This is a genomic window from Streptomyces chattanoogensis (genome assembly GCF_001294335.1).
In the GTDB taxonomy this organism is placed as follows: Bacteria; Actinomycetota; Actinomycetes; order Streptomycetales; family Streptomycetaceae; genus Streptomyces; species Streptomyces chattanoogensis.
In genome coordinates, this window is sequence record NZ_LGKG01000196.1 from 357713 (window position 1) to 370036 (window position 12324).

The window sequence follows — 12324 nt, forward strand, 5'->3', positions numbered from 1 at the left end:
GCTGTCCCACACGGAAGGTTCTGCTGTGTACTGGTCCGCTTCGACGGCCGCTACCGCGCCCCTCGGCGCCGCAACACCCGGCGCACACGCCTCCACCTCGCTCGACGAGGCCACCCAGAAGGCCACCAACGCCGCCGGCTGGGTGGAGGAGAACTGGGGGACGTGGGTCGAGTCCGGCCTGAAGATCCTGCTGATCATCGTGATCGCGGTGGTGCTTCGGCATGTGATACGGCGCACCATCACCAAGCTCATCGAGCGGATGAACCGCACCGCGGCCGCCGCCCAGGGCACCGCGCTGGGCGGCCTGCTCGTCAACGCCGAACGCCGCCGTCAGCGCTCCGAGGCCATCGGCTCGGTCCTGCGCAGCGTCGCCTCCTTCGTGATCATGGGCACGGCCGCCCTGACGGTGCTCTCCGTCCTCCAGATCAACCTGGCGCCGCTGCTGGCGAGCGCCGGTGTGGCCGGCGTCGCCATCGGTTTCGGCGCCCGCAACCTCGTCACCGACTTCCTCTCCGGCGTCTTCATGATCCTCGAGGACCAGTACGGCGTCGGCGACGAGATCGACGCGGGCGTGGCCACCGGTACGGTCATCGAGGTCGGCCTGCGCGTCACCAAGCTGCGCGGCCCCAACGGCGCCATCTGGTACATCCGCAACGGCGAGGTGAAGCGGATCGGCAACCTCAGCCAGGGCTGGTCGACGGCCGGTGTGGACGTGATGATCGCCGCCGACCAGGACCTGCGGCGGGCCCGGGACATCATCACCGCCGCCGGCGAGGTGATGTCCAAGTCGGAGCCCTGGAACGAGCAGTTGTGGGAGCCGGTGCAGGTCCTGGGCCTGAGCGAGGTCCACCTCGACACCGTCACCATCAGCGTCTCGGCCAAGACCATGCCCGGCAAGGCCCTCGGCGTCGAACGCGAACTCCGCTGGCGCATCAAGCACGCCCTGGACGAGGCCGACATCCACCTCGCCCGCCGCCCAGTTCCCGAGGAGGAAACGGAAGAGGCCGCACCGGCCGACCCCACCGCCTCCATGGCGGCCCCGTCGGCCCTCAACAACCCGCTGTCCCCCCAATCGACGGCCACGGAACCGCTCTCCGGTCCCCCGCTGGGCAAGTAACGCTCCCCGGGGCCGCTGTCCCCGCCCCTGCCTCACCGGCCGCGCCGCCATGGCGCGGCCGGTTCCGTTTTTTGCGGTTCAGAGGTTCCGGTCATTTTTCGGCTTCTTCCCGCCGCACCTGCGGAAGCACGCCGACACCTCGCCGACCCGCCGACGGCATCTGTTTCAGGACTGACAGCATGCGCGGGCACGGCGATCACGTCGGGTCGCCCGCATTGCCCCCGGCGCACCACCCTCGGCACGTCGGCACGTCGCCCCCATTGACGGCGTCCCGCCCCGCGCCCTACCTTCCTGTCCATCATTTGGAAGGTTTCCTAACAGATGTGGGGGCAGTCATGGCCGGTGTGCAGGGCACGCAAGGGACGCCCGGGACGCCGCGCGTGCTGCGGGCCATGAATGACCGGGCGGCGCTCGATCTGCTGGTGTCGCAGGGGCCGTTGACCCGTACGCAGATCGGTGAGCTGACCGGGCTGTCGAAGCCGACGGCCTCGCAGCTGCTGGCGCGGCTGGAGGCCGCGGGGCTGGTGCGCACGACCGGGAATGTGACCGGGCGGCCGGGGCCGAATGCGCAGTTGTACGAGGTCAACCCGGTCGCGGCGCATGTCGCCGCGCTGGCCGTGGACCAGGAAGGGATCACCGCGGCGGTCGCCGACATCACCGGGCGGGTGCTCGGGGAGGCACGGGTCGGGACGGACGCGGTGGACGAGGAGGCGCCGCACCGTACGGCGCGGCTGGTGGCGAAGGCCGTGGACGGGGCGCTGGCCAAGGCCGGGCTGGGGCGCGAGCGGCTGCACGGGGCGGTGATCGGCACGCCCGGCGCGCTGGACCCGGAGACCGGTGCGCTGCGCTATGCACCGCACCTGCCCGGCTGGCACTCGCGGCGGCTGAAGGAAGAGCTGGCGGAGGTGCTGGGCACACCGGTCGTCATGGAGAACGATGTGAATCTGGCGGCCGTTGCCGAGCAGCATGACGGGGCCGCGCAGGACTTCGACGACTTCGTGCTGGTGTGGGTCGACGAGGGCGTCGGCGCCGCGATCGTGCTGGGCGGGCAGCTGTTGCGCGGCGCCACCGGCGGCGCGGGGGAGATCGGGTACATGCCGCTGCCCGACGCCCCGCTGTCCCGGGGCGGCGACCGCAGCGCCGCGCGCCCGGATGCCGGCGGTGGGTTCCAGCGGCTCGTCGGGTCGCCGAGTGTGGTCGCGCTGGCGCAGGAGTACGGCGCCCCGGAGGTCCGTACGGTCGCGGAGGCGCTGGAGCGCGACGCGGTGCGGGAGGAGGTGGCCAGGCGACTGGCCACCGGGCTGGCGGCGGTGGTCGCGGTGGTCGACCCGCGGCTGGTGGTGCTGTCCGGCGAGGTCGCCCAGGCCGGCGGGGAGGAGCTTCGGGTGCTGGTCGAGGAGGAATTCACCGGCCTCGCGCTGCCGCGGCCGGAACTGCGGATCAGCGATATCGGCGGAAATCCGATTCTTATCGGCGCACTGCGGACGGCACTCGCCGGGGCGCGCGATGCGGTGTTCACCACCGCATGAGAACCCGAACCCGGCCTGCCGCGTAACGCATCACACGACTCGTTCGTCAACTTCCCCTGCCGTGAAGCGCGGGGCGCAAAGGGAGTCTGCCATGCCGTTTTCCCGTATGCGTATCCCTCTGTCCGTGGCGCTGGCCTGCGCCGGGCTTCTCGTGTCGGCCTGCGCCCGGCCGAGCGTCGGCAGTGACCGGGACGATCCGACGAAACCGGTGACGCTCAGGTTCTGGCACGGCTGGTCCGCCGCCGGTGAGGTGAAGGCGATCGAGGACAGCGTCGCCCGCTTCGAGAAGCGGCACCCCCACATCACGGTGAAGGTGACCGGGAACGTCACCGACGAGACGGTGAATCAGGCGCTGCGGGCGGGCGGGGACGAGGCGCCGGATGTGGTGTCGTCGTTCACCACCAACAACGTGGGGCAGTACTGCTCGTCCGGCATGTGGGCGGATCTCGATCCGTTCATGAAGAAGACCGGAGTGGACAAGGAGAAGGTGTTCCCGAAGACCTTCCTCGATTACACGAGTTATGCGGGAAAGCAGTGTGCGCTGCCGCTGCTCGCGGATTCCTATGGGCTCTACTACAACAAGGACGCCTTCCGGGAAGCCGGGATCGCACGGCCGCCGCGGACGATGTCGGAGCTGGAACGGGACGCCGTGCGACTCACCCGGCGTACCGGGGACGGGTCGTACGAGCGGGTCGGGATCATGCCCAACTTCCGGCTCTACCAGAACAGTCCGGACCGGCTGTTCGCACAGTGGGGGCCGACGTACTTCGACCGACAGGGCAAGGCGCGGCTGGCCAGGGACCCGCGCACGAAGGAGTTCTTCGCCACCCAGCGCGGGCTGATCCGGGCGCAGGGCGGCTATGCGGCGCTGGAGAGGTTCCGTACGACCTTCGGCGAGGAGATGTCCTCGCAGAACGCCTTTCTGACACAGAAGGTGGCGATGCACATGGACGGCGAATGGCGTGGGCTGATGCTCAGGGACAAGAAGGCGCCGTTCCGCTGGGGCACGGCGCCGATGCCGGTGCCGGACGACCGGGCGGAGACATACGGCCGCGGATATCTGACCGGTACGGTCGCGGGCATCGCGCACAGCAGCCGGCATCAGAACGCGGCGTGGGAACTGGTGAAATTCCTGACCGTCGACACGGATCAGGTGGTGCGGTTCGCCAATGCCATCCATAACGTGCCGTCGACGAAGGCGGCGCTGAAGTCCCCGGGCCTGGACGCCGATCCGGCGTTCCGCACCTTCCTGGACATCGCGCGGAATCCGCACAGCACCGCGATTCCGCCGTCCGTCAACGGCGGCCAGTACATCGTCGCACTGCAGGACTTCGCATACGACGTCGAGGCCGGAAAGGTCCCCGATCTGGACGAGGGGCTGCGGGCGCTCGACGCGCACATCGACGCCGACACCCTCCAGTCGGAGAACTGACGGAAAAGAGAAGAGAACTCACCGGAACCGACGAGAACGTACGGAGGCCCGCCTTGGTATCCACCGCCCTCGCGCCACCGCCCGGCCTGCGCCGCAAGCGCAACCGGGAGCGACTGCGCACCCTCGGATTTCTCTCCCCCTGGCTGGCCGGGTTCTGCGTCTTCTTCGGCTATCCGCTGATCGCCACCGTCTATTTCTCGTTCATGCACTACAACCAGATCCAGGAGCCCGATTTCGTGGGGCTGCGGAACTGGACCTATGTCCTGACGCAGATGCCGCTGTTGGGACCCGCGCTGGGGAACACGCTGTGGCTGGTCGTGGTGATGGTCTCGCTGCGGGTCGTCTTCGGGCTGGGCATCGGGATGCTCGTCACCAGGATCAGGACGGGCGCCGGATTCTTCCGTACGGCGTTCTATCTCCCGTATCTGGCGCCCCCGGTGGCCGCGACCGTGGCCTTCGTCTTTCTGCTCAACCCCGGCACGGGACCGGTCGACGAAATCCTCGGCGCCGTCGGGCTCCCGGCCCCCTCCTGGTTCAACGACCCCGGCTGGGCCAAGCCGTCCCTGGTCCTGCTCTCCCTGTGGGGCATCGGCGACCTGATGGTGATCTTCATGGCGGCGCTGCTGGACGTGCCGAAGGAGCAGTACGAGGCCGCCGAGCTGGACGGGGCGGGCGCCTGGGGGAAGTTCCGGTACGTCACCTGGCCGTCGATCACCCCGGTCGTGCTGTTCGCGGTGGTCACCGGCGTCGTCCAGACCATGCAGTACTACACCCAGGCGCTGGTCGCCGGAAAGCTCGCCTCCGGCGTCTCCGTCGGCCCCGGCACGGTCATCCAGCCCGGCTACCCCGACCACTCCACCCTCACCGTCCCCCAGCTCGTCTACTCCCTCGGCTTCCAGAACTTCAACACCGGCGCGGCGTGCGCGCTCTCCCTCGTGCTGTTCGCCCTCGCCATGGCCGTCACCACCCTGCTGATGCGCAGGCGCGCCGGCCTGCTCCCGGCGGAGGACTGATCCGGTATGAGGCGCAGCCGGACGCTGCACTGGATCGCCGTACACGCCGTGGCCGTCGCCGCCGCGCTCTTCTTCGTCCTGCCCTTCCTGTTCGTCTTCCTGACGTCCGTCATGGGCGACGAGCAGGCGATGAGCGGCGAGCTCTGGCCGACCGCATGGCACTGGTCCAACTACGCCACGGTCTTCCGGACGCCCGGCTTTCTGGACTGGTGGCGGAATTCGCTGCTGTACGCCGGGCTCGGCACCCTCTTCACCGTCTGCTCGGCGGTCCCCGTGGCGTACGCCCTGGCCCGGTTCCGCTTCCGGGGCCGCCGTACGGCCATGATCCTGGTCGTCTCGACGATGATGCTGCCGCCCCAGGTCATCGTCATCCCGATGTATCTGGTGTGGGCCCAGCAGCTCCATCTCTCCGGGACGCTCTGGCCGCTGATCATCCCCATGGCGTTCGGCGACGCGTACTCCGTCTTCCTGCTGCGGCAGTTCCTGCTCACCATCCCCCGGGAGTACACCGAGTCCGCCAGGGTGGACGGCTGCGGCGAGCTGCGCACCCTGCTGCGCATCATCGTGCCGATGGCCAGACCCGGCATCGCCGCGGTGGCCCTCTTCCAGTTCTTCTTCTGCTGGAACGACTACTTCGGCCCGCAGATCTACGCCGCGCAGAACCCCGCCTCCTGGACGCTCTCCTACGGCCTGGAGTCCTTCAAGAGCGCCCACAACGTCAACTGGAACCTGACCATGGCCGCGACGCTGCTGGTCATGGCCCCCGTGATCGTCGTGTTCTTCTTTGCGCAAAAGGCCTTCGTCGAAGGCGTCACACTCACCGGAGTGAAGGGCTGATCCCGAGAGATGAAACTTGCCGTGGTCGGCGGAGGCTCGACCTACACCCCCGAACTCATCGACGGTTTCGCGCGGTTGCGCGACGTCCTGCCCGTGACGGAGCTCGTGCTCATCGACCCGGCCGCCAGCCGGCTGGAGCGGGTGGGCGGTCTGGCCCGGCGGATCTTCGCCCGGCAGGGCCACCCGGGCCGGATCAGCTGGACCGGTGATCTCGATGCCGGTGTCGACGGCGCCGATGCGGTCCTCCTCCAGCTGCGCGTCGGCGGACAGGCCGCCCGCAACCAGGACGAGACCTGGCCGCTGGAATGCGGCTGCGTCGGCCAGGAGACCACCGGGGCGGGCGGGCTCGCCAAGGCGCTGCGTACCGTCCCGGTCGTCCTGGACATCGCCGAGCGGGTACGCCGCCGCAGCCCCGGTGCCTGGATCGTGGACTTCACCAACCCCGTCGGCATCGTGACGCGCGCACTGCTCACCCAGGGCCACAAGGCCGTCGGGCTGTGCAATGTCGCCATCGGCTTCCAGCGGAAGTTCGCCAGGCTGCTGGGGGTGGCACCGGATCAGGTCGAGCTGGACCACATCGGCCTCAACCACCTCACCTGGGAGCGGGCGGTACGGGTCGCCGGTGAGGACGTCCTCCCCAGGCTGCTCGCCGAGCACGGCGACGCGGTGGCCGACGATCTGCGCATGCCGCGCTCGCTCCTGGACCGCCTCGGCGTCATCCCCTCCTACTACCTGCGCTACTTCTACCGCCATGACGCGGTGGTACGGGAGTTGCGCGGCAAGCCGTCCCGTGCGGCGGAGGTCGGGGCGATCGAGCGGCAGCTGCTGGACATGTACGCGGACCCCTCGCTGGACGAGAAGCCGGAGCTGCTGAGCAAGCGCGGCGGGGCGTACTACTCGGAAGCGGCGGTGGCGCTGACCTCCTCGCTGCTGCGCGGGACGGGCACCTCCGGCGGCGTGGGCGGCGCGGGCACCTCGGGCGGCGGGAACGACCCGGGCGACATCCGGATCGTCAACACCTCCAACCACGGCGCCCTTCCCTTCCTGCCCGACGATGCGGTGATCGAGGCGCCGGCGGTGGTGAGCCCGGCGGGCGCCCGGGTGGTGCCCGTACGGCCGCTGGAACCCCTCTACGCCGGGCTGACCGCCCACGTCACCGCCTATGAACACCTGGCCCTGGAGGCGGCCCTGAAGGGCGGCCGGGACCGGGTCTTCACCGCCCTCCTCGCCCACCCCCTCATCGGCCAGGCCGACCCCGCCGACCGGCTCACCGACGCACTGATCGCGCACAACCGGGAGCACCTCACGTGGGCCTGACAGGCACGGCGCTCGCCGTCGACGCGGGCAACAGCAAGACGGATGTGGCCCTGGTGACCGCGGACGGAAGACTGCTGGGGACCGCCCGGGGCGGCGGCTTCCAGCCCTCGGTGGCGGGCCCGCGGCGCGCCGTGGACGTCCTCGCTCCGCTCGTCACCGGCGTACTGGCACAGGCGGGAGCCTCGGGCCCGGTCGGGCATCTCTCCGCCTGTCTCGCCAATGCCGACCTGCCCGTCGAGGAGGTCGGCCTGACCGCGGAGATCGCCCGCCGCGGCTGGGCGGACACGGTCACGGTCGCCAACGACACCTTCGCGCTGCTGCGGGCCGGCCTGGCGGACGCGGGCACGCAGACGGGGGTCGCGGTGGTGTGCGGGGCGGGCATCAACTGCGCGGGCCTCGGACGCCACGGGGCCACCGCCCGCTTCCCCTCCCTCGGCCGCATCTCCGGCGACTGGGGCGGCGGTTCCCACCTCGCCGATGAGGCCCTGTGGTGTGCGGCCCGCGCCGAGGACGGCCGCGGCGAACCCACCGACCTGGTCCGCGCCCTGCCCGCCCACTTCGGCCTCGCCACCATGCTCGCCCTCATCGAGGCCCTCCATCTGCGGCGCATCCCCGACCGCCGGCGCCACGAACTGACCCCCGTCCTCTTCGGCGTCGCCGCCGCCGGCGATCCCGTCGCCCGCGCCATCGTGGCCCGGCAGGCGGAGGAGGTCGCCCTCCTGGCCGCGGTCGCCCTGGAGCGCCTGGGCCTCCTCACCGAGCCCACCCCCGTCATCCTCGGCGGCGGCGTCCTGGCGGCCCGCCACCCGCTGCTGCACGACCGACTGACCCAACTCCTCGCGGAGCGCGCCCCGATGGCCGTACCGCAGGTGGTCACGGCGCCGCCGGTACTGGGGGCGGCGCTGTATGCGCTGGACCGGGCGGGGGCGGGGCCGGACGCCTATGAGCGGCTGAGGGAGGCTTGGGGCTGAAAGGCGCCCATCACCCGCCCCCAGCCCACCTGCACGCTGCGCCCCCGGTGCGTCTCCGTGCGGTCGCCCGGGGCCAGCACGATGTCGGTGGTGGGGTCATGGCCGCCGTCGCGTTCCGTGATGACCGTGACGTGATGGTCGGTGTCGTTGACGACGAGGGTGGGGGTGCCGTCCGGTGCGGGGGTGAGGGGGTAGTGGCCGGCCGGGTCGATGTAGGTGCTGGCTCCGATGGTGAGGAAACCGCTGGCCGGCGGGGCGTGGGCGGAGGCTGCGGCGCCGCGTGCCGTCACGGCGGCAAGGGGTCTGAAGAGCTGTGCCACACGTCCCATGAGGAGCCTCCCGTATGCCGTCCATGCACCGTCCGCGCATCGTCACGCGCATCGTCCGCGCATCACCTTCGTCACTTAGAGTAGTTGACGTGGGGTGCATCGGGCAGCGGCGCGCGGGAGCGGAACGAGGGGCGTGCAAGGTGCCGTACGCGCCCCGGCCGGCCGGTCAGTCGTCCAGCGGCAGGGCCAGATCGCGGACATGACCGGCGAGCAGGAGGACGGCGGCGTCGACCGCGGCCTGCGGGTCCTGGGCGCGGATGGCGTCGGTGAGACGAGCGTGCGGGTCGGTGGGGGCCGCGGTGGCGGTGTCGAGGCAGGCGGCGCGGCGCAGTTCCTCGCGGAGGGCGGCGCTGAGGGAGCGGTAGATGTCGGCGAGTACGGGGTTGGCGCCGGCCTCGGCGACCAGGATGTGGAACTCGGCGTCGGCCGCGGTGAAGGCATCCGTGTCCTGCGCGGCGAGGGCGGCCTTGCGGCGGGCCAGGGCGGCTTCGATACCGGCGAGCTGGGTCTCGGTCCGGTGCTTGGCGGCCTGCCGGGCGGCGACGACGTCGAGGCCCTGGCGGACCTGGGTGACATGGGTGAGTTCGGCGCGCTCCAGGCGGCGGCGGAGGGCGACCGCGCTGTCGTCGTCGGAGATCACGAAGGTGCCGTCGCCCTGCCGGGGTTCGAGGAGTCCGGAGTGGACCAGGGAGCGGACGGCTTCGCGTACCGAGGCGCGGCTGACGCCCAGCGTCTCGGAGAGTGCGTTTTCGGGCGGAATGCGGCTGCCCACGGGCCAGACGCCGGTCACGATCTGCTCGCGGATCTCATCGGTCGCGGTCTCCACCAGCGACACCCTGCCCTTGCGCACCGCTTGCACGCGATCACCCTCCGGTCACGGTTCGCAGGTTGGTGGCCTGATGGCTTGATGTCCGGCGTCCGGCCGTCCTGGGGGCAACTGTAGTGCCGCTCGCCGGACGCCAGGCCGGACGCCGGACAGAAAGATCAGGTCAATCGCGGTGTGGTTGTCGGTGAGTGCAGACATACTGCTGCCCGTGCACCGGTTCTCGTGAGCGCGCGCGTCAGGCGCTGCGCGCGAGCGGCCGGGCCGCCGACGACGGAGGGGGAGGTTCGGTGTCGTCAGAAGCGTCCGTGTCACCCATGCCGTCCGCGGCGCCCGCATCGTCCCTGTCGTCCGCAGCGCCCCCGTCGTTCGCCTCGTCGGAGCAGACCACGCGGCCGGCGCCGGCGGAGCCCGCGGGCGGCGGCCCCGCACCCGCGCCCCGCCGCCGTACGGCATGGGCCGACGGGCTGGACGAGCTGCGCGCCGCGGCGACGACCGAGCCGGGGCGCCTGCGGGTGATCGGCGCCGTGCTCGCCCTGCTGGTGCTGGTGTTCGGTGCGGTCGCGGCCTGGGAGGTGGCCGACCGGGCGGCGGCCGCGGACGACGTGGTCGGGCGCAGCCAGCCGCTGAGCGCGGACGCGGCGCGCATCTACCGCTCGCTGGCGGATGCGGACACGACCGCCGCCGGGGGCTTCCTGGCGGGCGGGGAGGAGAGCCGGGCGACCCGCGACCGGTATGCCCAGGACCTGGCGACGGCCGCCGGGCTGCTGGTCAAGGCCTCGTCCGGCACGCGGGGTTCGGACCGGGCCGATGCGCAGATAGCCGCGCTCAGCAAGGCGCTGCCGCGGTACGCGGGTCTGGTCGAGACGGCGCGGACGAACAACCGGCAGGGGCTGCCCCTCGGGGGCGCCTATCTGCGGTACGCCAACGACCAGATGCGCAGGGAACTCCTGCCCGCCGCCCGGGCGTTGTACGACGCGGAGAACGACCGGCTGGCGGCGGACTACGCCGCGGCGAAGGCCTGGCCGTGGCTCGCGCTGGCGGCCGGGTTGCTCGCCGTCGGGGCGCTGGGGTGGGCGCAGCGGCGGGACTACCGGCGGACGAACCGGGTGTTCAACCGGGGGCTGCTGGCGGCGACGGCGGCCTGCCTGGCCGCCCTGGTGTGGCTGGTGGCCGGGCATGCGCTGGCGCGGTCGGGGCTGAGCGATTCCTATGAGCGCGGGACGCGGTCGTTGCGGGTGCTCCACGAGGCCCGGATCGATGCGCTGCAGGCACGGGGGGACGAGAATCTGACGCTGGTGGCACGGGGAGCGGTGCTGACCGGCGACCAGAAGGACTTCTACGAGGCCGGCTTCCGCACGGGGATGGCGGATCTGGTGGGTGCGGGCAGGAAAGGAAACGCCGCGGGCGGCAGCAGGCTGGGGAAGGCGCTGGCGCTGGCGGACGACGAGGCGGGCCGGCGGCCGGTGCGGGATGCTCTCCGGCACGTACGGCAGTGGCAGGCGCGGCACGCCGAGGCGCGGGCGGCGGACGAGAAGGGCGCCTACGAGCAGGCTCTGGCCAAGGTGATCGGCGGCGACCGGCCGACGCGGGAGTCCTTCGACCGGGTGGACGCCGAGCTGCAGCGGGCACTGGCGCACGAGCAGCAGGAGTTCCGGTCGGCGGCGGACGGCGGACGGGCGGCGCTCGGCGGACTGGCGGCGGGGGCCGCGGTGCTGGCGGTGCTGGGTGCGGTGGGTGCGGTGCTGGGTATCGGGCGCAGGCTGTCGGAGTACCGGTGAGGGGGCCGGGTGATGGGGACATGAAGCCTGGTGACGAGGGCAGGACGAGGCGGGCGCGGGCCTTGCTGAATCTGCGTGCCGCGCTGGCACCGGTCGCGGCGGGGATCGGTGTGATGGCGGCGGCCGCGGCGGTGCTGGTACCGACGCTGGGCGGGCACGCCTTCGACGACGGACCGGCCTGGCACAAGGCGCCGCCGCCCGTACGCGGAACGTCGCAGACGCGGCCCGCCGAGGAGCGCTGTACGGCGCAGAACGCCGCGCAGAGCTTGCGTCCGTCGGCGGACGACGGCCCGGCGGTGGACCGGATCAAGGAGAAGGGCCAGCTGGTCGTGGGGGTCGACCAGAACACGTACCGATGGGGGTACCGCGACCCGGGCACCGGCAAGCTGCAGGGCTTCGACATCGATCTGGCCCGGGCCATAGCCAGGGACATCCTGGGGCCGGACGCCAAGGTCGTCTTCCATGCGGTGCCGACCAACCAGCGGATACCGGCGCTGCAGAAACGCAGCGTCGACATGGTGGTGCGGACGATGACGATCAACTGCGCGCGCAAGGAGAAGGTGGCGTTCTCGACGGCGTACTTCCAGGGCGGGCAGCAGGTGCTGGCGCCCAGGAAGTCGCCGGTGACGGCGTTCGACGACTCGCTCCGGGGCAAGCGGGTGTGCACGGCGGCCGGTTCGACGGGCGAGGCGGAGCTGACGAAGCAGCGGCACGGCGCGACGGTGCTGACGGTGCCCAATCAGCTCGACTGTCTGGTACGGCTCCAGCTGGGCCGGGCGGACGCGGTGGTGACGGACAACGCACTGGCCGCGGCGCAGGCGGCGCAGGATCCGACCGTGGAGCTGAAGGGCAGGCCGTTCACCGACGAGCCGTACGGCGTGGCGATGAACAAGGCCGACACGGATCTGGTCCGGCGGGTCAACAAGGTGCTGGACGACTACCGGGGCGGCGGGGCCGCCGACAGCCCCTGGATGCAGGCGTACCGCAAGTGGCTGCGGGCCGATCTGCCGCGGATATACGGGCCGCCGTCGCCGGAGTACAGCGACTGAGCACACGTCACGGCCGCCCGGGGTGCACAAGCCGCTCATGCGCCCGTACGGCGACTGATCGGCCCAAGAAGCGATGGTTGCCTTCACTATGGGAAGGGAGGGGATGGCGGGAGCAGTTCACCGAGC

At 71.5% G+C, this 12324-nt stretch carries 11 protein-coding genes; 9 read left to right on the top strand and 2 right to left on the bottom strand.

Annotation, left to right across the window (positions count from 1 at the left end; all coding sequences use genetic code 11):
- The first annotated feature begins 25 nt into the window (after positions 1 to 25).
- The 7 genes from ADL29_RS38060 (at position 26) to ADL29_RS38090 (ending at position 8216) form a co-directional block, all read left to right on the top strand.
- Positions 26 to 1117 carry a mechanosensitive ion channel family protein gene (locus ADL29_RS38060; RefSeq protein ID WP_053928021.1) on the top strand — a complete coding sequence of 364 codons (1092 nt, stop codon included), beginning with the start codon at positions 26 to 28 and terminating at the stop codon, positions 1115 to 1117.
- Between the two features lie 392 nt (positions 1118 to 1509).
- Entirely contained in the window at positions 1510 to 2646 is a 1137-nt protein-coding gene (locus tag ADL29_RS38065; RefSeq protein WP_053928086.1) for an ROK family transcriptional regulator, read from the top strand.
- 91 nt (positions 2647 to 2737) lie between these two features.
- Entirely contained in the window at positions 2738 to 4078 is a 1341-nt protein-coding gene (locus ADL29_RS38070) for an ABC transporter substrate-binding protein (protein ID WP_053928022.1), read from the top strand.
- Between the two features lie 53 nt (positions 4079 to 4131).
- Complete coding sequence (locus ADL29_RS38075) at positions 4132 to 5091, top strand: carbohydrate ABC transporter permease (protein WP_053928023.1); 960 nt, start codon at positions 4132 to 4134, stop codon at positions 5089 to 5091.
- Positions 5092 to 5097: 6 nt separating this feature from the next.
- Positions 5098 to 5928, top strand: a complete 831-nt coding sequence (locus tag ADL29_RS38080) for a carbohydrate ABC transporter permease (RefSeq protein ID WP_078971585.1) — start codon at positions 5098 to 5100, stop codon at positions 5926 to 5928.
- Between the two features lie 9 nt (positions 5929 to 5937).
- On the top strand, positions 5938 to 7245 hold the full coding sequence (locus ADL29_RS38085) for a 6-phospho-beta-glucosidase (protein WP_053928024.1): 1308 nt from the start codon (positions 5938 to 5940) through the stop codon (positions 7243 to 7245).
- Positions 7236 to 8216 carry an N-acetylglucosamine kinase gene (locus ADL29_RS38090; protein WP_053928025.1) on the top strand — a complete coding sequence of 327 codons (981 nt, stop codon included), beginning with the start codon at positions 7236 to 7238 and terminating at the stop codon, positions 8214 to 8216. Before ADL29_RS38085 ends, ADL29_RS38090 begins: the two co-directional genes overlap by 10 nt.
- Here ADL29_RS38090 and ADL29_RS38095 read toward each other — a convergent pair.
- Together ADL29_RS38095 and ADL29_RS38100 are read right to left on the bottom strand one after the other, a co-directional pair.
- A complete protein-coding gene (locus ADL29_RS38095) occupies positions 8186 to 8545 on the bottom strand; it encodes a hypothetical protein (RefSeq protein WP_053928026.1) in 360 nt (119 codons plus the stop codon). The genes ADL29_RS38090 and ADL29_RS38095 overlap by 31 nt on opposite strands.
- A gap of 166 nt (positions 8546 to 8711) precedes the next feature.
- The gene (locus ADL29_RS38100) at positions 8712 to 9404 is read right to left on the bottom strand and encodes a FadR/GntR family transcriptional regulator (RefSeq protein WP_053928027.1); all 693 of its coding nucleotides are present in this window, start codon (positions 9402 to 9404) and stop codon (positions 8712 to 8714) included.
- Between the two features lie 281 nt (positions 9405 to 9685).
- Between ADL29_RS38100 and ADL29_RS38105 the strand changes: the two genes are divergently transcribed.
- Together ADL29_RS38105 and ADL29_RS38110 are read left to right on the top strand one after the other, a co-directional pair.
- Positions 9686 to 11149 (top strand): hypothetical protein, encoded by a 1464-nt coding sequence (locus tag ADL29_RS38105; protein WP_053928028.1) that lies wholly within the window; start codon positions 9686 to 9688, stop codon positions 11147 to 11149.
- Positions 11150 to 11169: 20 nt separating this feature from the next.
- On the top strand, positions 11170 to 12198 hold the full coding sequence (locus tag ADL29_RS38110; protein ID WP_053928029.1) for a glutamate ABC transporter substrate-binding protein: 1029 nt from the start codon (positions 11170 to 11172) through the stop codon (positions 12196 to 12198).
- The last annotated feature ends 126 nt before the right edge of the window (positions 12199 to 12324 follow it).